The organism is Pseudomonas sp. YuFO20 (assembly GCF_035064975.1).
Lineage (GTDB): Bacteria > Pseudomonadota > Gammaproteobacteria > Pseudomonadales > Pseudomonadaceae > Aquipseudomonas > Aquipseudomonas putida_AE.
Window position 1 is genome coordinate 19168 of sequence record NZ_JAXDEO010000034.1, and the last position, 23120, is coordinate 42287.

Consider the following 23120-nt stretch of genomic DNA (forward strand, 5'->3'; position numbering starts at 1 on the left):
TCAGGCAGCACAACGTTATCGTTCTCTGCCAGGGCCGGTTGTACCATGATTGATGCGCGGGTTCCTTACCTGGATCACCACCCCTTCAAAACGGACTTGTCCAACACCCCAAAGGAGTTCCACCGTTGTCCGAACATCGCATCCGCCCTCTCGCCCTCTGTATCTTTCATCATCACGGCAAGATCCTGGTCAACCAGTTCCACGACAACGAAAACCAACGAACCCTTTACCGCCCCATCGGTGGCGGTATCGAGTTTGGCGAAAGAAGTGCCGATGCCATTGTCAGGGAAGTGCAGGAAGAGCTGGGCTTGTCGGTTCATGGCGTGCGTCTGCTGGGTACACTGGAAAGCCTCTTCACCTATGCCGGTAAGCCGGGGCACGAAATCGTTCAGGTCTATGACGCGACATTCGATGACGAACGCGTCTACGAAGCAAAAGAACTGACAGGACACGAAAGCGACGGGGCATCGTTCATCGCCAGATGGTGCGACAGCACGGATTTCAGCCTCGCCTCCCCTCTGGTACCTGAGGGCCTTCAGGATCTGCTCAAGTCGCTGTCGCTACTCGAGTAGGCAGCCCTCACACCCATCCTTCTACCTCAAGCGCCTTCTGCACCGCTGGACGCTGGCGCACCCGGGCGTACCAGGCCTGGAGATGACTCAGGCCATCGAAGTATATGTCAGCTTTGTAATAGGACTTCAGCCACTGGGCCTGCCCCCACCCCGTCAGGGCAAACAGGTAGGCATCGGCGACCGTGAAGGTGTCGCCGAGCAAGTATTGGCGGCCGGCCAGTTGTTGATCGACCCACGCAAAACGTGCCTGCAGTTTCGGTTTTACCGTGTCCACGTACTTGCCGGCCAATCCTGCATAGAGCAGGGGAATAAAGCCCTTGTGAATCTCCGACGTCAAAAAGCTCAGCCACTCCTGCAACCGATAGCGTTCCAGTGTGCCGTTGGACGGGGCCAATCCGGATTCCGGTCGCTGGTCGGCCAGGTACTGCACAATCACCGGTCCTTCGCGAAACCGGGTGCCGTCGGGCAGTTCAAGGATCGGCACATAGCCGAGGGGGTTTACCGCGAAGTAATCGAGGGCACCGTCCACGGTGTGCTGCCGGTGATCCACCTTGAGCAGCGTGACATCAAGCCCCAGTTCATTGATGACGATATGCGGGGAAAGGGAGCAACTGCCAGGGATGTAGTAAAGCTTCACAATCGATCTCCTAAGCGGATCTGGTCCTGCACTTTCATCCGAAAAGTGCTGCAGCCTCATCTTAGGGATAAGGTATATAAATGGAAGAAGGCACTTTTTTATCATCTAGGTACATAAAATATACTTGGTATACCCTGGGGAAAACGCCATGAAAAAGAACGTGACGGGCTGTTCCGTGGAGGAAGCCATGCGCTTGTTGGGTGGCCGATGGCGTCTGCTGCTGGTGTCCTATCTGCTCGACGGCCCCAAGCGGTTCAACGAGCTGCGTCGGGATGTCCCGGGCATCTCGCAACGGATGCTGACCCTCGACCTGCGGGCACTCGAAGAAGTCGGGCTGCTCAAGCGCACGGTATACCCGACAGTTCCCGTGAAAGTGGAGTACGAACTGACCGAGGAAGGCGACCGATTGCGGCCCGTCGTCAGCGTGATGCGCGAGTTTGGTTTGTGGCTCAAGCAGAGTGGGAAAACCCTGATGCCTCCTGATCAAGAGAACCCGGCACGAGCGCTCCTTCAAACAGACCTGAATCCCGCAGGTACAGGGTCATGAGCAGCTCCCCGATCAATCACGTGCACGACCACGTATTTCTAGGCGCTTCGCACGATGAGAATGCCAGACGCACTCTCTGGGTCGTAGCGCTTACCCTGGTGATGATGGTGGGTGAAATCACCGCCGGATACATCACAGGCTCGATGGCGTTACTTGCCGATGGCTTCCACATGGCGACCCATGCCGGTGCATTGGGTATCGCGGCGGCGGCTTACGGCTACGCAAAGCGCCACGCCTCGAGCAAGCGTTACAGCTTTGGTACCGGAAAGGTCGGGGACCTGGGCGGGTTCGCATCGGCGCTCATTCTCGGCGTGGTGTCCCTGGTCATCGGCGTAGAGTCAGTCATGCGTCTCTTGCAGCCGACGGAGGTCCAGTTCGGCACCGCGACACTCATTGCGATTGTCGGTTTGATCGTCAACATCGTGAGTGCACTTCTGCTTGGCCACGGTCACAGTCATGACCACCCTCACGACCATCACGACCATCACGACCATCACGACCATCATGGCCACGGACTTCACGGCAACGATAACAACCTGAAATCAGCCTACTTCCACGTCTTGGCGGATGCGCTGACCTCCGTCCTGGCGATTGCTGCATTGCTCGCTGGCCGGTACCTCGGATGGGTATGGCTGGATCCTGTCATGGGCATCGTGGGTGCCATTGTCATCGCGCGCTGGGCATGGAGCTTGATGGGCATCACCGCAAGCGTTCTCCTGGATCAAACCGATGAGCAGGTTGCAGAGGAGATCCGCGAACTGGTTGAGAGGCATGGCGATGCAACCATCACCGACCTGCACGTGTGGCGGGTTGGGCCAGAGGCGCGTGCCGCTATCGTCAGCGTCATTGGCCAAGCTTCGGCGAATGCCGAAAGTATTCGTGAACGACTTAAACCCGTTCACGAAGTCAGCCACCTGACGGTCGAGTTTCGATCTGCCTGATTTTCGAAAGCGCCCCCATTTTTATCTCTAAAGGAGCCCGCCATGCCCATGGGCAAACGTGAACTGGCACGGATCGAGCGCCGCTTGATAGCGACGCTGACCGACGCCTGCGAAACAGCAAAAGCTGAAATCAAAGGCTTTACCTGGCTCACCCATACGGCCGACTTGAGCGACCTTGCGCGAACGCTGAGGGTGACCTGGGTGTTCGAAACGCTGGCCGACAAGAAACTTGCCGAGGCGAGCGCAAAAGTGCGGATTCTTGAGCTGACGGCCATCGCGCTGAAGGAGGCAGACATTGATCTCAAGCCATCAGATCACACTGTCCGCTTCGACTCCGAGGAGGAGTGCCAACGCACCCATGGTGGTGATTGGGACAAGCGCCTGGCGCAATTCGGCGCGTCCAGGGGTCATTGACGATGGCCAAGGAAATCGAAAATCCCTGCATATCGATTTGCCAGTTGAGCGGCGATCTGTGTGTAAGCTGCGGGCGCAGCAAGGATGACATCAGGCAGTGGAAACGCATGAAACGGCCTGAAAAAATGGCCGCTGTGCAAAGGGCGAAAGTGCGTTTGAAAGGGCTGAAGAAGGCAAGTGGGTGAACGGTCATTGCTTTCGAATCACCGCCTGCGCGCTCCGCGTGCAGTGCCCCCGGACAGGCGAATAAAGCTTCATACAAACCAAGCGCCATGCCGATTCCGATGATTGACCACGCCAGTAAAAATACCGGCAATGAAGTGGCGCTGGCCATCAGGAACAATCCGAGCGCGACGCCCAGATTGGTCGCGCGCAAGCCATCCTGGCGCGTGCGATCTGATTCACATCCATTCGCATTGGATCCTTTACTACGAAATATAAAAATCGACCGATAATCGAACGGTTTATAAAAACAGTTAACTGTATGTTTTAAAAGGATTTAATCTAATAAATAAAGTAAAAAAGTGAAAACCCCAAAAAATCACACTTTTCAATGGATCCATAAATTGATTGACTGGCACTGCACGGTGTCAGGTACAGCGCCTGCCCGCTCATAAAAATAACAAGGGTGTCGGGATGAATGACTTCTCAATCGGGTTCGGGCTTCGGCTTGCACCCAGCTTCGTGTGCCTTTCTCGCTTTACCTTTAGCCAGCCTCGTCTCGAGGGGCAGCCATGAGTGTCGACCTGAAGAGCGTGGTAGATGAGCGCCCGATGGCGCGCTTCCAGTGGCTGGCCGTGGGCATCTGCATTGTCCTGAACATGATCGATGGCTTCGACGTGCTGGTGATGGCCTTCACGGCTTCCTCGGTGTCTGCCGAATGGAGCTTGAATGGCGCGCAGATCGGTTTGCTGCTGAGTGCCGGATTGTTTGGGATGGCGGCAGGCTCGCTGTTCATTGCGCCGTGGGCGGATCGTTATGGACGTCGGCCATTGATCCTGTTTTGCCTGCTGCTTTCCGGTGCCGGCATGCTGTTGTCGGCCCTCAGCCAGACGCCGCTGCAACTGGCGCTGCTGCGCGGGTTGACCGGCCTGGGGATCGGCGGAATCCTGGCCAGCAGCAACGTGATTGCCAGCGAATATGCCAACAAGCGCTGGCGCGGGCTGGCGGTGAGCCTGCAATCCACCGGTTATGCCTTGGGCGCGACCCTGGGCGGGCTGTTGTCGGTGTGGTTGCTGACGCACTTTGGCTGGCGTTCGGTGTTCATCTTCGGGGGCGCCGTGACCCTGGCGGTGATTCCTTTGGTGCTGCTGTATTTGCCTGAATCCCTGGACTTCCTGATCGCCCGTCGCCCCGCAAATGCCCTGGTCCGCATCAATCGCCTGGCCGCCCGCCTCGGCCAGCCCGCATTGCGCGAACTGCCCGTGGCCCTTTCGGCACCGACTTCAGGCCGTGGCCGCCTGGCGCAGTTGCTCTCGCCGGATTCACGGCGCACCACCCTGTTGATCTGGCTGTTGTTCTTCCTGGTGATGTTCGGCTTCTACTTCGTGATGAGCTGGACGCCGAAGCTGCTGGTCTCGGCAGGGCTGTCGGCACAGCAAGGCATCAGCGGCGGTGTGCTGCTGAGCGTCGGCGGTATCTTCGGCGCCGCGTTGATCGGCGGCCTGGCCTCGCGCTGGCGGCTGACCCGGGTGCTGTCGCTGTTCATGCTGATTACCGCGGGCCTGCTGGTGCTGTTTGTCGGCTCCGCTTCATCGGTATCCATGGCACTGGGCCTGGGCCTGCTGATCGGACTATTCGCCAACGGTTGCGTGGCGGGCTTGTACGCGCTGTCGCCGATTGTCTACGACGCTTCCGTGCGCACCACGGGGGTCGGTTGGGGCATCGGTATCGGGCGCATCGGCGCGATCCTGTCGCCCACCGTCGCCGGCCTGTTGCTCGACAGCGGTTGGCAGCCACTGCACCTGTATGGGGTGTTTGCCGTGGTCTTCGTGATTGCCGCTGCCGTGTTGCTGCAACTGCGGCCCAACGCCCCGGCGCAACCGGCCACCCAACCCAGCCAGGCCTGAACATTACCAAGCGGTAGCGAGGCCCTGCCCTCGCTACTGACAACATCCTCCAGGAAAACAACAATAATGACTTGCTTCCCTCTCCCGCCCCGGGCCCTGCTCGGCGGTGCAATAGCGTTTGCCCTGATGCCTTCGGCGCACGCTGAAAGCAGCGGTTTTTTCGAAGATTCCAAGACCAGCCTGACGCTGCGAAACTACTATTTCAATCGCGACTTCAACGATCCCGGTGCCAGCAAGAGCAAGATCGAAGAATGGGCCCAGGGCGCGATCCTCAAGTTCAGTTCCGGTTATACCCCGGGGGTTGTCGGCTTTGGCCTGGACGGCATCGCGATGCTGGGCGTCAAGCTCGACAGCGGCCCGCAACGCAGTGGTTCGGAGCTGCTGCCGGTGCATGACGATGGTCGCGCCGCCGACGACTACGGGCGCGCGGGCCTGGCGGCAAAAATGCGTATTTCCGACACCGAGCTGATGCTTGGCGAGCTCATGCCGGACATTCCCCTGCTGCGCTACGACGACGGACGCCTGCTGCCGCAGACCTTCCAGGGCGCCATGCTGGTGTCCCGGGAGCTTCCCGGCCTGAGCCTGCAAGGCGGTCAATACACCTCGGTGAGCCTGCGCAACTCCTCGAACATGCAAGACCTCTCGGCCTGGGCTGCGCCCACCGTCATGTCGGACGCCTTCAACTATGCGGGCGCCGAATACCGCTTCAACGAACAACAGACCCAGATCGGCGCCTGGTATTCGCAGCTCGAAGACATCTATCAGCAAAGCTATCTGAACCTGCTGCATAAACAGAAAGTCGGTGACTGGACCCTCGGTGCGAACCTGGGCTACTTCATCGACAAGGATGACGGCAGCGCCCTGATCGGCAATGTGCAAAGCCATACCGCCTACGGGCTGTTCTCGGCCAACCTGGGGGGCCACACCCTCTATCTGGGGCTGCAGAAGGTCAGCGGCGATACCGGCTGGATGTCCGTGTATGGCAGCAGCGGGCGCACCTTGGGCAACGACATGTTCAACGGCAACTTCAGCAACGCCGACGAGCGTTCCTGGCAAGCGCGTTATGACTACAACTTCGTCGCCGTCGGCCTCCCCGGCCTGCTGCTGATGACCCGCTACGGTCACGGCGACAACGCCACCACCAAGGCCGGCAGCAATGGCAAGGAATGGGAACGCGACACCGAGGTCAGCTACACCCTGCAAAGCGGCCCACTGAAAAACCTCAGCGTGCGGGTCAACAACGCCACCAACCGGCGCAGCTTCAACAGCGACTTCGATCAGACCCGCGTCATCGTCAGTTACCCCCTCTCCCTCTGATCCTCCCGCCAGGGGCGCTCGTCGCCCCTGTATCTCTCCCCTCCTTGCGTTACTATGGCGAACCAACTTCTGGAAGTCGCCTGCATGAGCAAACCGGGTCAAATGGTGCTGGTCGCACTGCGCAAAATGATTGCCTCAGGCGAGCTGGCGGCCGGCGAACGGCTGATGGAGATCCCGACGGCGGAACGCTTCGGCGTCTCGCGCATGCCGGTGCGCATGGCGTTCCTGACCCTGGAACAGGAAGGCTTGCTGGTGCGCCATGGTGGCCGGGGTTATCAGGTGCGTTCGGTGAGTGCCGACGATATCGCCGGCGCCGTGGAGGTGCGCGGGGTACTGGAAGGTCTGGCGGCGCGACAGAGCGCCGAACGCGGCTTGAGTGAAGAAGCACAGGCGGCGCTGCGCGAATGCCTGGTGCAAGGCGATGCGCTGTTCGACAAGGGCTACGTGACGGAAGAAGACCTCGAGGCGTTCCATGACCTCAACATGCGCTTTCACCAGGTGATCGTCGACAGCAGCGCCAACCCGGCGATTGCCGAAGCCCTGGCGCGCAACGACCATCGCCCCTTCGCTTCAGTGTCGGCGCTGGCGATCGATCGCCAGGACCTGGCGCGCGAATACCGGCGCTTCAACTTCGCCCACATGCAACACCACTCGGTGTTCGACGCGCTGGTCAGCCGCCAGGGCGCACGCGCAGAAGCCATCATGCGCGAACACGCCAATGCGACACTGCGTTACGCCGAGGTCTTCGGGGCGATCAGCAACAGCGACCGGATGAAAGTGATCGCCCGCGGCGAGTGATCGGCGGGATCAGAGGTCCAGCACCAACAGCTTGGACTTGGACCTCGAACAGCAAGGCGTGAACTGATCATTGGCTGCTTGCTCTTCTTCAGTGAGGAACAGGTCACGGTGCTCCGGCACCCCATCCAGCACACGCGTCAGGCAGGTGCCGCAGATGCCCTGCTCACAGGAAAGCGCAATCTCGACACCGTGACTTTCCAGCACCTGGACCACCGTCTTGTCGGCCGGAATGTCGAACACCTGCCCGCTGTTGGCCAGCTTGACCTGGAACGCCCCATCGGCACTGGTATCCACCGGCGCCGCGGCGAAGTACTCACGGTGCAACTGCTCGTCGCTCCAGCCCTGGGCCTTGGCGCTGTCGAGCACATGCTGCATGAACCCTGAAGGCCCGCAGACATACAGGTGCAGGTCAGGCCGCGGATTGGCCAGGACCTTGGCGGCATCCAGGCGCGAATCGGCCTCTTCGTCGAAATGCAGGTGCACGCGATCGGCAAAGGAGGCGCCTTTGAGTCGCTCGACAAACGCCGCACGTTCGCTGGAGCGCGCACAGTAATGCAGCTCGAAATCGGCGCCGCTGTGGGCCAGTTGCTCGGCCATGCACAGGATCGGGGTGATGCCGATGCCACCGGCGAACAACAGGCTGCGCTGCCCCTCGGCCACCAGCGGGAACAGGTTGCGCGGCTCACTGATGAACAGTCGGTCGCCGTTGTTGATCTGCTCATGCAGGCTCTGGGAACCGCCGCGCGAGGCGGTGTCCTTGAGCACGCCGATCAGGTAGCGATGGCGCTCTTGCGGGTGATTGCACAGCGAGTACTGGCGGATCAGCCCGCCAGGCAAGTGCACGTCAATGTGGGCCCCGGCACTGAAACCGGGCAATTGCCCGCCTTGTGCGCAGGCCAACTCGTAGCTGCAGATATCCAGCGCTTCGTTGTTGCGGGATGTCACGACGACTTCAATCATGGTGCACCTTCAGGACCGGCCACCGCAGTGGCCGAGAACAAGATCAATAGGAAAGGACTGGCGTAGCGCCCAAGGACTAGTTGGCCGTGGCAATCAGCTCGACTGCCGGCGCGCGCTCGCGGGCGATGATGCGCTCCAGCACGCGCCGGGACTGAACACCACCGGCATCGATATTGAGCTTGAGCAGGTTGCGCTGGGGATTGGCCAGCAGGTTCTTCTGCTGCTGTTCGAGCATGTCGAGGTCTTCGCTGAAGATCTTGCCCTGGCCCTCGCGGATGGTCGCGGTCAGTTCTTCGTCGTGCGGATTGAAATTGCGCGCCATGCCCCAGAAGTACCAGATCGACGTCTCGGTTTCCGGGGTAATGAAATCGACCACGATGCTCGCAGCCTTGTGTTGCGGCTCGGCGTCGTAACCGCCTTTACCGGCGTGAGCCACGCCCACCTCGATCAACACGTGGCTGGGTGGACTGAAGCGGCAGATCTGCCAACGGTCTACCGGCACGTCGTCGGCCAGGTTGTTGCCCCGCAGGGCCATGCGCCAGAACGGCGGCGCCATGATGTTTTCCATGTGCCGCGCGGTGACCACCTCGTCACCCTCGACGGTGGTGACCGGCGCCGCTTCATCGATCTCTTTCTGGCCGATGCTCGAGGCGTGCACGTAGGTTTCGTGGGTGAGGTCCATCAGGTTATCGATCATCAGTCGATAGTCGCAATTGATGTGGAACAGCCCGCCACCGTAGGCCCATTCATCGCTGACCGCCCATTCCAGATGATGGATCAGCGCAGGGTCAGCCTTGTCCTGCTCACCCGGCCAGACCCAGATGAAACCGTATCGCTCTTCAACGGCGTAAGTCTTGTTGCACGGAAAACCCCGTACGCGCTGCCCCGGCATTTCGACGGTCTTGCCATCACAGCCCATGACCAGCCCGTGGTAGCCACAGACCAGGTTGCCGTTCTCGACATACCCCAGCGAAAGGGGGGCGCCGCGGTGTGGGCAAAAATCCTCAACGGCGGCCACCCGCCCTTCCTGCCCACGATAGAAAACGATTTTCTCACCGCATATCTGCCGCCCCAGGGGCTTGGAAGCGATCTCGTCAGGGGTGCAGGCGACATACCAGGTGTTTTTCGGATACATAGGGATTCTCCGGACAGGCTTGTTTTTATGGATCCATTTGAGCGGATAATCCTGACATACGTCAAGCTTTTTGCTGATTTTTGACTATTAATGGATCCATTAAAGCCAAAGCAGTGATTTCAACCTTTCGCACACTTGATGCCGGCGAAGTCGGTCCTGACTACGTGGATGACACTTTTGAAGCCAACCGCTGCAGCGCCTGCCTCGATAATCGTTAGCTTACTGACGAACTGTCGAGGTCAAGCATGACGAGCACAACTACGGAACAAGTCAGCCCGAAAACCCTGAGAAGAGTGATCGTGGCTGCCGGCATCGGCAATTTCGTCGAGTGGTTCGACTTCGCCGTCTACGGCTTCCTGGCCACGACCATCGCCCAGCAGTTTTTCCCCAGCGGCGATGCCAGTGCCGCGCTGCTCAAGACCTTTGCGGTGTTTGCCGTGGCGTTTGCGTTTCGACCCCTCGGCGGGATTTTCTTCGGCATGCTGGGCGACCGGATCGGCCGTAAGCGCACCCTGGCGATGACGATTCTGCTGATGGCCGGTGCGACGACCCTGATCGGCCTGCTGCCCACTTATGCCGCGATCGGGGTCACGGCGCCGATTCTTCTGTCGTTGATCCGTTGCGCCCAGGGCTTTTCCGCCGGCGGTGAATACGCCGGTGCCTGCGCCTATCTGATGGAACATGCACCCAACGATAAACGCGCCTGGTACGGCAGCTTCATCCCGGTATCGACGTTCTCCGCCTTCGCCGCGGCAGCCGTGGTGGCCTACGCACTCGAGGCGTCTTTATCCGCCGAAGCGATGGGCAGCTGGGGCTGGCGCCTGCCGTTCCTGATTGCCGCGCCGCTGGGCCTGGTGGGTTTGTACCTGCGCTGGAAGCTCGATGAGACACCGGCCTTCCAGGCGGTGACCGAGGAACATGCCGTCGCCCACTCCCCATTCAAGGAAACCTTGCGCAACCATGGCGCGGCCATCTGTTGCCTGGGCGCCTTCGTGTCGCTCACAGCGCTGTCGTTCTACATGTTCACCACCTACTTCGCGACCTACCTGCAGGTCGCGGGTGGCCTGAGTCGCGCAACAGCCTTGCTGGTGTCACTGATCGCCTTGCTGTTCGCCGCAGCGATCTGCCCGCTGGCCGGTCTGTATTCGGACCGGGTCGGGCGGCGAATGACGGTGATGACCGCGTGCGCGCTGCTGATCGTGGCCGTGTACCCGGCGTTCCTGATGGCCAGCTCCGGCTCATTCGCAGCATCCGTCGCCGGCGTGATGCTCCTGGCGGTCGGCGCGGTGTTGTGTGGCGTGGTCACCGCGGCCCTGCTTTCGGAAACCTTCCCGACCCGCACTCGCTACACCGCCTCGGCAATCACCTACAACATGGCCTACACGATTTTCGGCGGCACCGCGCCCTTGGTGGCCACGTGGCTGATCAGCACCACCGGCAGCAACCTGTCGCCGGCGTTCTACCTGATCGCCATTGCCTTGCTGGCGCTGGCGGGGGGACTGGCATTGCCTGAGACATCACGGATTTCCCTGCATGACATTCCGGTAGAGGGCAAAGGCGCAGGTGTGAGGGCTGCGGCCTGAAAACTCAAATCCAGCAGCGGGCTGGCCAGCGTGGGCTGGGATGGTTTCTGTGCCACTGACATTGAGGGCGACGAAGACATCCTGTGGCGCAAGAACCTGTTGCGGCAGATAGGCTACAAGCTGTGAATTGCACAGCGAGCAGAATAGCCCACGAAAAATCCCGCCCCAGTCGCTGAGGCGCTCTTTGCGAGTCATTTCATAGCGAATCCATTCACTCATCCGCAGACCCGGTAACGGCGAAAATGTTACAGGGCACTTGATACAGCACATGCTCCGTCGTACTGCCCACCCATTTACCCAGCCCCTTGCGGTGGGCATTTCCCATGACGATCACATCGGCCCGGTGATGCGCTGCAAAGTCGGCCAGCGCTTTGCCTGGTGGACCTTCAACGAAGTGTTGCCGCTCAGTGGGCACACCGTAGTGGTCGGCCAATGCGATAAATTTCTTTTGCAGTGACTTGCGCACTTCGCTGCTGAAACCGGGCATCGTCACGGCACCGGCGCCTGCGTCGGATATATGGGTCGACGATGGATCGTAGGCATGCAAAAGATGCAGTTGCGCACTGCATTGCATCGCCAATCCGTTTGCCGCCTGGATGATGCGTTCGTTGATGCCAGTGATCTGAGTCTCGGGTTGTGATGGATCGACCGCCGCCACTACCACCCGCGGAAGTGGACACCTGACTTCGCTGACCAGATGCACAGCCACCGGACATTCACGCAACAGGTGCCAATCCAGAGGCGTAATGAAAACGCGCTTGAGCGCTGACTCGTGCTGCACGTCCTTGATAAGCAGATCCGGCTGCATTTCTGCCACGTGCAGAAGTATTTCTTGCAGCGCGGTTCGCGTAACAAGCACTTCGGTACTCACCTTGACCCCGCGCTCGCGGAATAGATCGGCCTCATCCTTCAACCATATTTCGTTCTCTTGCTGGCAGGCTTCACGAAAACGTGCACCCGCGCTCCTCAAGCCCAGGAGGTTGGAGTCTTCGATAAACACCGTGATATGCAGGGCAGCGCCTGTGGCTTCGGCAATGGCGACAGCTCGCTCCAACGCCGGGGTGTGGCGCATGGCTGGACCGGCTATCAGTAAGAGTCGTTGATACTGGCTCACGTAACACCTCCAAACGCTCCGGGAAATCTGGTCCCCCTGCGCGATCGCGTGTCACACCACCGACGATTGACTATCGTCTCGAATGTCTGGATCGACACCACCAATATACGCCTGAATTGCGTAATGGGTCGGGTGACAACCCACACAAACGCTGCTAATCCAACAATAATAGAGGCCAAACCACAAAGGCAGAGAACCGATTGAACATCGATACCCGCATCAAATTCCGTCATCTGCTGTGTTTTCTCGAGGTGGCGCGCCAGGGCAGCCTGGCGCGTGCCTGCGACAAGTTGGCAATCAGCCAGCCGGCGCTTTCCAAGACCCTGAAGGAGCTTGAAAACCTGTTGGATGCCACGCTGTTTGAACGGGGTAAAAAGGGCTCGACGTTGACCGAGGCCGGCGTGGCCTTTTTGCGCTACGCAGGGCCGAGCGTGCAATCGTTGCGTGACGGGGTCAACAGTTTGCGCTCTGGTGTGCATGAGCCCATCAGCGTGCAGCTTGGTGTGCTGTCCACCGTCGAAAGCCTGTTGGTGCCTGAAGTGGTGTGCCGTCTGCACGAGCGCCACCCGGCGTTGGTGGTCAGTGTCGTGACCGGCCCAAGTGCCTACCTGCTGTCGCGGTTGCGTGTCGGTGAGCTGGACCTTGTAGTGGGCAGGATGACCGATAGCCCACTGATTCTCGGGCTGGCGTTCGAGCACCTCTACAGCGAATCCATGACCTTGGTGGTGCGTAGCGGCCATCCGGTGCTCACCGATCTGCCCGGGCAGAAAAATCTCGAGGACTATCCGTTGGTACTGCCGTCGGCGGGAACGACGATCCGCAAATTCGCCGACAGCCTGTTTGTGCAACACGGGATAACCCCATCACGCCAACGCCTGGAAACCCTGTCGGTGGCCCTGAGTCGGCGCTACGTACAAAGCAGCCAGGCCATCTGGGTCGCGCCTTTGGACGCTGTCAGGCAGGACTTGAGGCAAGGCGAGCTGGTGGAGCTGGACCTGGGGATGCGTGAGCCCGGTGGTTCCGTGGGGTTCTGCACCAATCCCGCATTGGCGCTGGCGCCAGCGGCGCAGTGGTGTGTGGAGGCACTGCGCGAGGTCGGGCAGGACTATCGTGAGGGCAAATATCCATAACCATCTGGATATGCATAAGGTCGATTTTTTCAATTTTGCGATGGGTTGTACAAGCGGAAACTGGGAACGCTGCCAACGCAGTACCGGCTTCTGTCCACCCATAACAACAGGAAAAAACGACATGTCTGATGCGCACGACAGCCGCTTCGTCATTCGTGACCGTAATTGGCATCCCAAGGCCCTGACGCCTGACTACAAGACTTCGATCCTGCGCTCTCCCCGCCAGGCACTGGTGAGCATCCCGCAATCCTTATCCGAAACCAGCGGCCCGGATTTTTCCCATCTGCAAATGGGCCGGCACGATAACGATCTGCTGTTGAATTTCAATCATGGCGGCCTGCCCATCGGCGAACGCATCATCCTGGCGGGCCGGGTTTGCGATCAGTACGGCAAGCCGATTCCCAACACCCTGGTAGAGATGTGGCAGGCCAATGCCGGTGGTCGTTACCGGCACAAGAAAGACAGCTACCTGGCCCCGCTTGACCCGAACTTCGGCGGCGTTGGCCGGGCCTTGACCGACCGCGATGGCAACTACAGCTTCCGCACCGTCAAACCCGGCCCCTACCCATGGCGCAACGGCCCCAACGACTGGCGCCCTGCGCATATCCATGTCTCCATCAGTGGCCCGTCGATTGCCACGCGCCTGATTACCCAGCTGTATTTCGAAGGTGATCCGCTGATCCCCATGTGCCCGATCGTCAAGTCGATCGCCAATCAGGACGCGGTGCAGAGTCTGATCGCCCGGCTGGACATGGGCATGGCCAATCCCATGGATTGCCTGGCTTATCGTTTTGATATCGTCCTGCGCGGTCAGCGCAAGACCCACTTCGAAAACTGCTGAGGAGGCCTGCACATGCCCGTTCAACTGCTGCCTGAAACCCCGTCGCAAACCGCCGGCCCCTATGTCCATATCGGCCTGGCGCTGGAAGCTGCCGGCAACGCGCCGCGTGAGCAGGAGATCTGGAATGAAATGGCCAGACCCGGCGCGCCAGGTGAGCACATTTTATTGCTGGGCCACGTGTATGACGGCAATGGTCACCTGATTCGTGACGCCTTCCTGGAGTGCTGGCAGGCCAATCACGAAGGCGTCTACGACAGCGCTTTCGACCTGGAAAAACCCTTCAATTGTTTTGGCCGCACCGCGACGACCGATGTCGGTGAATGGACGATCAAGACCGTGAAGCCTGGCGTGGTGAAAAACGCCTCGGGCGTGGCCATGGCTGCGCATGTCAACGTGGCGCTGTTTGCCCGGGGCATCAACATTCACTTGCAGACCCGACTGTACTTCGACGACGAACCCGAGGCGAATGCCGTGGATCCCGTGCTGAACCTGATCGAACAACCCCATCGGCGCGAATCCCTGATCGCCCGGCGCTGCACGGTCGATGGCCAGCTGGCGTACCGCTTCGATATCCATGTCCAAGGCGAAGCGGAAACCGTGTTCTTCGACTTCTGACGACGCATGACAGTGAACACCGCCCCATGGGAAAGGTCACCCCCACCCATGGGCCTCTTCGATAAAATGCAAAACCGCGCTCGATCGTTCATCAATCCGTGAAATCAGCGACAGTTCACTGACCATTTCCGGTTGCGCCAGGGGCACGATCCGTATGCCGGGCATGGTCAGCCGGGTCATCGTTTCGGGCACGATGCTCAGGCCGATACCCGCGGCCACCAGCCCGGGAATGCTCATCAGCGATGGCACATGCATGATGTTCTCGGGGTGCAGCTGGTTTTGCCGGCAGGCCTGGAGCGTGTGGGAGGTCAGGCCAATGCCGGCGCTGTCCTGCAAGAACACGAACTTCTCATGCCGCAGTGTCGCCAGTTCACCGGTAAAACTGTCCGCCAGTTCATGGTTGTCCGGGATCAGCAGGACGAGCCTGGATTGGCTGAAGTGATGGGTGCGCAGCCGGTCCGGCAGGTGATCCTTGAACACCCTGGCAAAGGCCAGGTCAAGCTTGTGGTCGAGCAACATGTCGAACTGCGCGCGAATACCGGCGTCCACCAGGGACACTTTGACTTCGGGAAACGTGCTGAAGTAATGGCGCAGCAATTGCGGCAAATTGGCCTCGAACAGGGCCGAGTGATAACCGATATTGATTTCGCCGACTTCACCGCGCCGGGCACGCCGGGCGGCGGCAATCGCCAGCTCGCTGGCCTCGATGGACTGCCGGGCATGGGGCAGGAACGCCTCGCCGGCAGCGGTCAACGCCACGCCGCGGTTTTCCCGCCGGAACAATGCCAACCCCAACTCCGCCTCAAGCGTGCGCATCAATTGGCTCAGGGCCGGTTGCGCGATACCCAGTTGTTCAGCCGCGCGGCTGAAGTGCTGCAGGTCGGCGGCGATCACAAAGGCTTTCAGGTGACGCAGTTCCATAATCGCTACCCATAAGGCTGACTTATCTATTTATCGTGATTTCGATAATTATTTTGCAAGCGGGATGCGCTAACGTCTACTCACTTCGACGATTCCTTGCAGCTGCATCGAAATCGTATGGGTATCCCGACACCATAAAAACAATGACGAGCACCTTTATGAGCACACCCCATCAAGAGACTCATGATTCGCGCATGCCTCGCAAAGCGGTGACCGCCGCAACGATCGGCACCGCCCTGGAATGGTTTGACTTCACGCTATACGGCGCGGTGTCGGCGACGATCCTGCCCAAGCTGTTTTTCCCGGCCATGGAGCCGACAGCCGGCCTGCTCGCGTCGCTGGCAACCTTCGGTGTCGGCCTGGCCGCTCGGCCATTGGGCGCCATTACCTGCGGCTACCTCGGTGACAAACTGGGCCGGCGCAACCTGATGTTGGCCACCGTGAGCATGATGGGCCTGGCGTCGGTATTGATGGGCCTGTTGCCCACCTACGGTCAGGTTGGCATCTGGGCGCCGATCCTGCTGGTGTTGCTGCGGATTATCCAGGGCTTCGCGCTGGGTGGGGAGTCCACCGGTGCGCAACTGATGGCGCTGGAACACGCCACCCCCGATCGCCGCGGCCGCTATTCCGGCATGCTCGGCCTGTGCTCACCGCTCAGTCAGATATTGGCCAACGGCGTGTTGATGGGCCTGGCGGCGACGCTTTCAAGCGAGCAGTTCGAAAGCTTTGGCTGGCGAATTCCCTTCCTCATGAGCTTCGTACTGGTGGTGGTCGCGATCTTCATCCGCCTGAAAGTCGATGAAACCCCGGCCTTCGTCGCGTTGAAAAAGACCCCGGTCAAACAGGAAAAGAGCCCGCTCAAATCCGCACTGGGCAGCCATTACAAAACCATCCTGCGCCTGATGTTTTTCTTCTGCTCGCCCGCTGCACTGTTCTACCTGATCGTGATTTTCTCCCTCAGCTACCTGACCAAGCATCTGGGCTTCAGCCAGTCGACAGGCTTCATGTCGCTGATGGTGGCTAACATGTGTGCGATTTTCGGTGCGCTGGCCGGTGGTTATCTGTCCGATCGCTGGGGCCGTAAAAAGGCGTTGGCATTTGGTTCGTGCATGACCTTGCTGATCCTGTTCGTGTACTTCCCGATCCTCAACACACTGAACGTTCCCGCCATCATGGCAATCATGGGGCTGTTCCTGGGCTTCACCCAGTTCCAGAGCGGCATCCAGCCGGTGGCCTTCGCCGAAGCCTTCCCGACCCAGGTGCGCTACTCCGGCTCGGCTCTGGCCTACACCGGCGCCAACCTGGTGATCGGCGGCCCTATGCCAATGATCGCGGTCTATCTGATGAGCCAGTCGAACAACTCGCCATGGCCTCTGGTGACGCTGTGTGCGGTGATCAACCTGATCTCGCTGGCCATGATCGTCATCGGCCCGGAAACCCGCGGCATCGACCTGAACGCTGTCGCCAAAGACGACGAGATCGACACTCGCGCTACCGCCATTCTTTCCAAATAACGCAGCAGGACGACCATGAACCGCACCGTCTTCATCCTCAACGGCCCAAACCTCAACCTGCTGGGTCGTCGTGAGCCGCACATCTACGGCCACACCACACTCGAACAAATCCGCCAACGCAGTGAGAGGCTGGCCGAAGAGCTTGATCTGGTCATCGACTTTCGCCAGACCAACCACGAAGGCGTAATGGTCGACTGGATTCAAGAGGCCTTCGAGCAAGGCGCTGCCGTGATCATCAACCCGGCCGGCCTTTCGTTTCACTCGATTCCGGTCCTGGATGCGCTGAAGTTGCTCGACGCACCACTGATTGAGCTGCACCTGTCGAACATCCATGCACGGGACGAACTGCATCGCCACTCGATCATGTCGGGTGTGGTCAATGCGGTGATCTGCGGCATGGGCGCCGATGGATATCCCCTCGCCATCCGGGCCATTGACGACTTGCTGCGTCGTCAGGTTGCCAACCACTGACACCCCTTCCCCAGACGCTCACACGGCGGTCCCTTGGCAGATTGTTGCCAGGGCCGCTTGCGCCTGAAATTCAGTCGCCAACTGCAAAAAACCCTGAAAAAAATAATAATTCACCGCGAGACATCCCCCATGCGCCACACCCGTTTCAGCCGCAACGTGCCCGCACCTTACTCTTTGATCGGCCTGGCCCTGGCACTCAGTGCCGGCTCGGCGACTGTCGCTCACGCCGATGAAAACAGCGGATTCATCGAAGGCTCGACTGCCACGCTCAATCTGCGCAATGCCTACATCAATCGCAACTTCGTCAATCCCGCCTACCCGAACAGTGCCGCACCGCAGAACAAGGCGGAGGAATGGACGCAAAACTTTATCCTCGATGCACGCTCCGGCTACACCCCTGGGCCGGTAGGGTTCGGCGTTGATGTGCTGGGGCTTTATTCGCAGAAGCTCGACGGCGGCAAAGGCACCGCCGGCACTCAGCTTTTGCCGGTTCATGATGATGGGCGCCCCGCTGACAACTTCGGACGGCTGGGGGTTGCCGCCAAGGCCAAGGTTTCAAAAACGGTGGTAAAAGTCGGCGAATGGGTCAGCACCCTGCCGATCCTGCGTTCCGATGATGGTCGTTCGTTGCCGCAGACCTTTCGTGGCGCGCAGGTCACCTCCCAGGAAATCGGCGGGCTGACGTTGTATGGCGGTCAGATCAGACAGAACAGCCCGCGCAATGATGCGAGCATGGAAGACATGTCCATGAACGGCAAAGCGGCGTTCACCTCCGATCGATTCAACTTCGGTGGCGGTGAATACACCTTCAACGACAAGCGCACGACCGTTGGGCTCTGGTACGACGAACTCAAGGACATCTATCAGCAACAGTACTTCAGCCTGAGCCACAGCCAACCCGTGGGCGACTGGACGCTCGGCGCCAACATGGGCTTTTTCACCGGCAAGGAAGACGGTGCCCATCTGGCTGGCGACATGGACAACAAGACCGCCTTCGGCCTGTTCTCGGCAAAACTGGGCGGCAATACGTTTTACGTCGGCCTGCAAAAGCTTACCGGCGATACCGCGTGGATGCGGGTCAACGGTGCCAGCGGCGGTACCTTGGCCAACGACAGCTACAACTCCAGTTTCGATAACGCCCAGGAGCGCTCCTGGCAGGTCCGTCACGATTTCAACTTCGTCACGGTCGGCGTCCCTGGCCTGACCCTGATGAATCGTTACTTGAGTGGCGACAACGTGCACTCGGGCGCTATTACCGATGGCAAGGAATGGGGTCGGGAATCGGAACTGGCTTACGTCGTGCAGTCGGGTGCCTTGAAAAACCTGACCGTGAAATGGCGAAACTCCAGCATTCGCAAAACGTTCAGCACCAATGAGTTTGACGAAAACCGACTGTTTATCAGCTACTCGATTTCGTTGCTGTAGTGCTGTCGAGTTGAGCAAGCTGCGTGCATCCGAAACACTATGGACCGCACGCAGCTGTCTGATCCCCTTTCACCTTTGCGGCCAGAATCCCATCTTTTTGCCGGGAAGCCGTCATTCAGCCGCTGGCACGGGCCTGAACGCCGTGCTGAATTTCGCCATCTGGCGCAACAATTTTTCAGTTTCCCGAAAACCGATCCCGACTATTGGTCAAGTGCAGCACCATCGCAGCCCGAGCTGCATCGGGATCCTGGCGCTTGATCGCGTTGAAAATCGCTTCGTGCTCCAGACTCGCCAGATGCCCCAATTGTGAAAAGTCCGCGCTTCCACGCTCGTCGACCTTCACCTGGTTACGAGGAATCATGGCGTTGCCCAGGTGCTGCATGATTTCCGTGAAAAAAGTATTGCCGGTGGCTTCGGCAATGATCTGGTGAAAGCGCTTGTCCTCCTCGACGCAACTGTCGTTGTTAGCCAGCGAAGCCTGGTAATCATTCAAGGCCTGGCGCATGCGAGCGAGCTGATCGTCAGTTCGACGAACAGCCGCCAGCGCAACAGCCTGCACTTCCAGGCCCAGCCTCAGCTCCAGCATGCTCCTGACACTGGCGACCGTATCCACATGCAGGCGTAGCCCTGGCTGCGATTTCTGCTCCAGCACAAACGTGCCGATGCCGTGTCGTGTCTCGACCAACCCCGAAGCTTGCAGCTTGGAGATCGCCTCCCGGACAACGGTGCGGCTTACGCCATGCTCGAGAACGATGGTGGATTCCGAGGGCAGCTTTTCGCCCGGTTTCAATTGTCCGAGCAAAATACGCTGGGTCAGTGCTTCGACCACACCCTGGGCCAGGTTGGCGGATCGTCTACGGACAGGGGTTCCGCTTTCAATTTGCATAGATTTGAGTCCACAGAATTTCGCTCTTGAGAGCTTAACACCCACCCGTGACTCCCTGGCGAACTGTGCACGTACTTCGTTGGGCCAACACGGCCCTAGCTTGTATGACAACACACCTAATCAATCGAAAACCGAGTGACAGCCTCTCCTCTGACCGATGTGAAAAACCTCACCGCACAACTTCAATTCAGGCGCATAAACACCAGATAATACTGGGCGAAATTCACACCAAGCTATTTCTCATCGCGCAGCACGACGACAAAAACGCAGACCATCGCATTGCGAACTAGAAAAACCACTTGTATGATGTCTATCAACACGAGGCGCATCAAAGATCCCAACAAGCCGCCGGTGTGACGCTAAAACCCGCATAAAAATAATCAGTGGGAGATTTGAATTGTGAACAATTCAAGCAATGCATGTGTGGTTCCAGAAAGTGATTCGGTTCTCGCGCGCGCCGTGAGCAAAGTGAAGAGGCATGTACTCCCGCTGTTCGTGATCATGTTCATCCTCAACTACATCGACCGGGTCAATATCGGTTTCGTGCGCACCCACATGGAACATGACCTCGGTATAGGCGCTGCCGCCTACGGCCTGGGGGCAGGCCTGTTCTTCATTGGCTATGCGCTGTTCGAAGTACCTTCCAACATGCTGCTGCAAAAAGTCGGTGCCCGCATCTGGCTGACCCGCATCATGTTCACCTGGGGTATCGTGGCCACGCTGATGGCCTTCATCCAGAACGAAACCCACTTCTACATCCTGCGTTTTCTGCTGGGCGTCGCCGAAGCAGGCTTCTTCCCTGGCGTGATCTATTACTTCACCCGCTGGTTGCCAGGCGTCGAGCGCGGCAAGGCCATCGCCATCTTCCTCAGTGGCTCGGCCGTTGCCTCGCTGATTTCAGGCCCGCTGTCGGGTGCCCTGCTGCAGATCGAAGGTTTCGGTTTTCACGGCTGGCAATGGATGTTCGCCATCGAAGGCCTGGCCTCGGTATTCCTGGGCTTTTTCGTCTGGTTCTGGCTTGACTCCAAACCTCATGATGCAAAGTGGATGACCCGTGAAGAGCAAGACGCACTGGTCGGTGCCATCGATCAGGAGCAACGCGAGCGTGAAGCGCTGACCACCGTGAAACCGACCATTGGCAAGCTCCTCAAGGATCGTCAGATCCTGCTGTTTTGCGCCTTGTACTTCTGCATTCAATTGACGATCTACGCAGCGACCTTCTGGCTGCCCAGCATCATCAAGAAGATGGGCGACCTGAGCGATGTGCAGGTCGGGTTTTTCAACTCGATTCCCTGGTTGATCTCGATCATCGCCATGTACTCGTTTGCCGCCCTGTCGAGCAAGTTCAAGTTCCAGCAAGCCTGGGTCGCCACTGCCCTGCTGATTGCAGCGGCTGGCATGTTCCTGTCCACCACCGGCGGGCCGATCTTCGCTTTCGTCGCCATCTGTTTCGCGGCCATCGGCTTCAAGTCAGCGTCTTCGCTGTTCTGGCCAATCCCCCAGGGCTACCTGGATGCCCGCATCGCCGCCGCCGTCATCGCGCTGATCAACTCGATTGGCAACCTGGGTGGTTTCGTCGCCCCCACGACCTTCGGTTTCCTGGAACAGACAACCGGGTCGATCCAGGGCGGCCTCTATGGGCTGGCCGGCACTTCGGTACTCGCCGCGATCCTGGTGTTCTTCGCCAGGACTTCGCCGAAAGCATCGTCCCTGCTGACGCCGCCAAACGCCGCTGCAACGGGTGCGACCCTGAGCAAAGCTCACTGAACCCATTGATCGCTGACCGACCTTATTACGCAGGAATTTGCCATGAACGCTGAACATACTGCCAACACCACCCAGTCCCCTGTCGTCACCAGTTTTCAGGTCGTACCCGTCGCGGGGCACGACAGCATGTTGCTCAACCTGAGCGGTGCCCACGGGCCGTTCTTCACCCGCAACATTGTCATTCTCAAGGACAGTGCCGGTCACACCGGCGTGGGCGAAGTACCGGGCGGCGAACGCATCCGCGAAACCCTGGAAGACGCTCGCAGCCTGGTGATCGGCCAGCCCATCGGCCAGTACCAACGCATCCTCAATCAGATGCGCAGCACCTTTGCTTCCCGTGATGCGGCGGGTCGCGGCCTGCAGACCTTCGACCTGCGCATCACCATTCATGCGGTGACCGCGATGGAAGCCGCGTTGCTCGATCTGCTGGGTCAATTCCTCGAAGTTCCGGTGGCTGCATTGCTGGGCGAAGGGCAGCAACGCGATGCGGTGAAAATGCTCGGCTACCTGTTCTACATCGGCGACCGCACTGTCACGGACCTGGCCTACCGCAACGAGTCCGACGCTGAAGACGAGTGGTTGCGGCTACGCCATGAGAAAGCCCTGACCGCCGAAGCGGTCGTGCGCCTTGCCGAAGCCGCAAAGGCCCGATACGGCTTCAACGACTTCAAGCTCAAGGGCGGTGTGCTGCGTGGCGATGAAGAAATCGAAGCGGTCACCGCGCTGGCCGAACGTTTTCCTGACGCCCGCATTACCCTTGACCCCAATGGCGCCTGGTCGCTCAAGGAAGCCATCCGCCTGTGCCGGGACCAGCACCACGCCCTCGCCTATGCCGAAGACCCGTGCGGTGCGGAAAACGGCTACTCGGGCCGCGAGGTCATGGCCGAATTCCGCCGTGCCACGGGCCTGAAGACCGCCACCAACATGATCGCCACCGACTGGCGCGAAATGGGCCATGCCATTCAACTGCAATCGGTCGATATCCCGCTTGCCGATCCGCATTTCTGGACGATGCAGGGCTCGGTCCGTGTCGCCCAGATGTGTCACGACTGGGGTCTGACCTGGGGTTCTCATTCCAACAACCACTTCGATATCTCCCTGGCCATGTTCACTCAAGTTGCCGCCGCCGCACCGGGAGAGATCACCGCGATCGACACGCACTGGATCTGGCAGGACGGCCAGCGCCTGACCCGGGAGCCGCTGAAAATCGAAGGTGGCTACGTCAAGGTTCCGACCCGGCATGGCCTGGGCGTGGACATCGACATGGACGCCGTGGCCAAGGCGCACGAACTCTACAAAGGCATGGGCCTGGGTGCGCGGGACGACAGCGTCGCCATGCAGTTCCTGATTCCTGGGTGGAGCTTCAACAACAAGCAGCCTTGCCTGGTGCGCTGATTCACGAGGGGCACCAACAGTGCCCCTTCCCCGCATCGCATCATTAACCGCTTGCTCAGTGCCAAACA

At 59.5% G+C, this 23120-nt stretch carries 23 protein-coding genes and 2 pseudogenes; 18 read left to right on the forward strand and 7 right to left on the reverse strand.

From position 1 onward, the window contains the following. The first annotated feature begins 125 nt into the window (after positions 1 to 125). Complete coding sequence (locus SOP85_RS19385; protein ID WP_323607688.1) at positions 126 to 572, forward strand: NUDIX hydrolase; 447 nt, start codon at positions 126 to 128, stop codon at positions 570 to 572. A 7-nt stretch (positions 573 to 579) separates the two neighbouring features. Here the strand turns inward: SOP85_RS19385 and gstA are convergent, their stop codons facing one another. Then, entirely contained in the window at positions 580 to 1209 is a 630-nt protein-coding gene (gene gstA, locus SOP85_RS19390) for a glutathione transferase GstA (RefSeq protein ID WP_323627897.1), read from the reverse strand. Positions 1210 to 1357: 148 nt separating this feature from the next. On the opposite strand from gstA, the gene SOP85_RS19395 reads away from it, so the two are divergent. Genes SOP85_RS19395 through SOP85_RS19410 form a run of 4 tightly spaced genes read left to right on the forward strand, consistent with a single transcriptional unit; the run spans position 1358 to position 3296 of the window. Beyond that, a complete protein-coding gene (locus tag SOP85_RS19395; protein WP_323627899.1) occupies positions 1358 to 1756 on the forward strand; it encodes a winged helix-turn-helix transcriptional regulator in 399 nt (132 codons plus the stop codon). Then, the gene (gene dmeF, locus SOP85_RS19400) at positions 1753 to 2697 is read left to right on the forward strand and encodes a CDF family Co(II)/Ni(II) efflux transporter DmeF (protein ID WP_323627900.1); all 945 of its coding nucleotides are present in this window, start codon (positions 1753 to 1755) and stop codon (positions 2695 to 2697) included. Before SOP85_RS19395 ends, dmeF begins: the two co-directional genes overlap by 4 nt. A 42-nt stretch (positions 2698 to 2739) precedes the next feature. Beyond that, the gene (locus SOP85_RS19405) at positions 2740 to 3111 is read left to right on the forward strand and encodes a hypothetical protein (RefSeq protein WP_323627901.1); all 372 of its coding nucleotides are present in this window, start codon (positions 2740 to 2742) and stop codon (positions 3109 to 3111) included. 2 nt (positions 3112 to 3113) lie between these two features. Then, positions 3114 to 3296, forward strand: coding sequence for a DUF1289 domain-containing protein (locus SOP85_RS19410; RefSeq protein WP_323627902.1), 183 nt, complete (start codon positions 3114 to 3116; stop codon positions 3294 to 3296). Here SOP85_RS19410 and SOP85_RS19415 read toward each other — a convergent pair. Beyond that, positions 3296 to 3487 (reverse strand): annotated as a pseudogene (locus tag SOP85_RS19415) (MFS transporter); the annotation flags it as partial. The gene SOP85_RS19410 and the pseudogene SOP85_RS19415 sit on opposite strands and share 1 nt — an antisense overlap. 358 nt (positions 3488 to 3845) lie before the next feature. Here SOP85_RS19415 and SOP85_RS19420 point away from each other — a divergent pair. From SOP85_RS19420 to SOP85_RS19430, 3 genes are all read left to right on the forward strand, one after another. Continuing rightward, positions 3846 to 5180 carry an MFS transporter gene (locus tag SOP85_RS19420; protein WP_323627905.1) on the forward strand — a complete coding sequence of 445 codons (1335 nt, stop codon included), beginning with the start codon at positions 3846 to 3848 and terminating at the stop codon, positions 5178 to 5180. Positions 5181 to 5306: 126 nt separating this feature from the next. Then, entirely contained in the window at positions 5307 to 6497 is a 1191-nt protein-coding gene (locus SOP85_RS19425) for an OprD family porin (protein ID WP_323627940.1), read from the forward strand. An 84-nt stretch (positions 6498 to 6581) separates the two neighbouring features. Then, the gene (locus tag SOP85_RS19430; protein ID WP_274076467.1) at positions 6582 to 7295 is read left to right on the forward strand and encodes a GntR family transcriptional regulator; all 714 of its coding nucleotides are present in this window, start codon (positions 6582 to 6584) and stop codon (positions 7293 to 7295) included. A 9-nt stretch (positions 7296 to 7304) separates the two neighbouring features. On the opposite strand, the gene SOP85_RS19435 is transcribed toward SOP85_RS19430, so the two are convergent. Further along, positions 7305 to 8255, reverse strand: coding sequence for a PDR/VanB family oxidoreductase (locus tag SOP85_RS19435; protein ID WP_323627908.1), 951 nt, complete (start codon positions 8253 to 8255; stop codon positions 7305 to 7307). Positions 8256 to 8331: 76 nt separating this feature from the next. Further along, entirely contained in the window at positions 8332 to 9390 is a 1059-nt protein-coding gene (locus SOP85_RS19440) for an aromatic ring-hydroxylating dioxygenase subunit alpha (RefSeq protein WP_323627909.1), read from the reverse strand. Between the two features lie 245 nt (positions 9391 to 9635). Here SOP85_RS19440 and SOP85_RS19445 point away from each other — a divergent pair, with 245 nt between their 5' ends. Further along, positions 9636 to 10973 carry an MFS transporter gene (locus SOP85_RS19445; RefSeq protein ID WP_323627910.1) on the forward strand — a complete coding sequence of 446 codons (1338 nt, stop codon included), beginning with the start codon at positions 9636 to 9638 and terminating at the stop codon, positions 10971 to 10973. A 33-nt stretch (positions 10974 to 11006) separates the two neighbouring features. Then, positions 11007 to 11099: pseudogene (locus SOP85_RS19450) on the forward strand (adenosine-specific kinase); the annotation flags it as partial. 85 nt (positions 11100 to 11184) lie between these two features. Here the strand turns inward: SOP85_RS19450 and SOP85_RS19455 are convergent. Then, positions 11185 to 12087: a universal stress protein gene (locus SOP85_RS19455; protein ID WP_274076373.1), complete on the reverse strand. Its 903-nt coding sequence runs from the start codon at positions 12085 to 12087 to the stop codon at positions 11185 to 11187. 200 nt (positions 12088 to 12287) lie between these two features. Here SOP85_RS19455 and pcaQ point away from each other — a divergent pair, with 200 nt between their 5' ends. From pcaQ to pcaG, 3 genes are all read left to right on the forward strand, one after another. Beyond that, positions 12288 to 13217: a pca operon transcription factor PcaQ gene (gene pcaQ / locus SOP85_RS19460; protein WP_274076372.1), complete on the forward strand. Its 930-nt coding sequence runs from the start codon at positions 12288 to 12290 to the stop codon at positions 13215 to 13217. 121 nt (positions 13218 to 13338) lie between these two features. Then, positions 13339 to 14058: a protocatechuate 3,4-dioxygenase subunit beta gene (gene pcaH, locus SOP85_RS19465; RefSeq protein WP_323627911.1), complete on the forward strand. Its 720-nt coding sequence runs from the start codon at positions 13339 to 13341 to the stop codon at positions 14056 to 14058. A gap of 12 nt (positions 14059 to 14070) precedes the next feature. Beyond that, the gene (pcaG, locus tag SOP85_RS19470) at positions 14071 to 14673 is read left to right on the forward strand and encodes a protocatechuate 3,4-dioxygenase subunit alpha (protein WP_274076370.1); all 603 of its coding nucleotides are present in this window, start codon (positions 14071 to 14073) and stop codon (positions 14671 to 14673) included. Between the two features lie 36 nt (positions 14674 to 14709). Here the strand turns inward: pcaG and SOP85_RS19475 are convergent, their stop codons facing one another. Continuing rightward, positions 14710 to 15594 carry a LysR family transcriptional regulator gene (locus SOP85_RS19475; RefSeq protein WP_274076369.1) on the reverse strand — a complete coding sequence of 295 codons (885 nt, stop codon included), beginning with the start codon at positions 15592 to 15594 and terminating at the stop codon, positions 14710 to 14712. A 158-nt stretch (positions 15595 to 15752) separates the two neighbouring features. Between SOP85_RS19475 and SOP85_RS19480 the strand changes: the two genes are divergently transcribed. From SOP85_RS19480 to SOP85_RS19490, 3 genes are all read left to right on the forward strand, one after another. Then, positions 15753 to 17108: an MFS transporter gene (locus tag SOP85_RS19480; protein ID WP_274076368.1), complete on the forward strand. Its 1356-nt coding sequence runs from the start codon at positions 15753 to 15755 to the stop codon at positions 17106 to 17108. A 15-nt stretch (positions 17109 to 17123) separates the two neighbouring features. Beyond that, positions 17124 to 17579, forward strand: coding sequence for a type II 3-dehydroquinate dehydratase (locus SOP85_RS19485; RefSeq protein ID WP_323607667.1), 456 nt, complete (start codon positions 17124 to 17126; stop codon positions 17577 to 17579). A gap of 129 nt (positions 17580 to 17708) precedes the next feature. Then, a complete protein-coding gene (locus SOP85_RS19490) occupies positions 17709 to 19004 on the forward strand; it encodes an OprD family porin (RefSeq protein ID WP_323627912.1) in 1296 nt (431 codons plus the stop codon). 175 nt (positions 19005 to 19179) lie between these two features. Here SOP85_RS19490 and SOP85_RS19495 read toward each other — a convergent pair whose 3' ends face one another. Then, complete coding sequence (locus tag SOP85_RS19495; RefSeq protein WP_323627942.1) at positions 19180 to 19890, reverse strand: FadR/GntR family transcriptional regulator; 711 nt, start codon at positions 19888 to 19890, stop codon at positions 19180 to 19182. A 399-nt stretch (positions 19891 to 20289) separates the two neighbouring features. Here SOP85_RS19495 and SOP85_RS19500 point away from each other — a divergent pair, with 399 nt between their 5' ends. Continuing rightward, positions 20290 to 21657, forward strand: a complete 1368-nt coding sequence (locus SOP85_RS19500; RefSeq protein ID WP_323627915.1) for an MFS transporter — start codon at positions 20290 to 20292, stop codon at positions 21655 to 21657. 42 nt (positions 21658 to 21699) lie between these two features. Continuing rightward, a complete protein-coding gene (gene gudD, locus SOP85_RS19505) occupies positions 21700 to 23052 on the forward strand; it encodes a glucarate dehydratase (protein WP_323627916.1) in 1353 nt (450 codons plus the stop codon). The last annotated feature ends 68 nt before the right edge of the window (positions 23053 to 23120 follow it).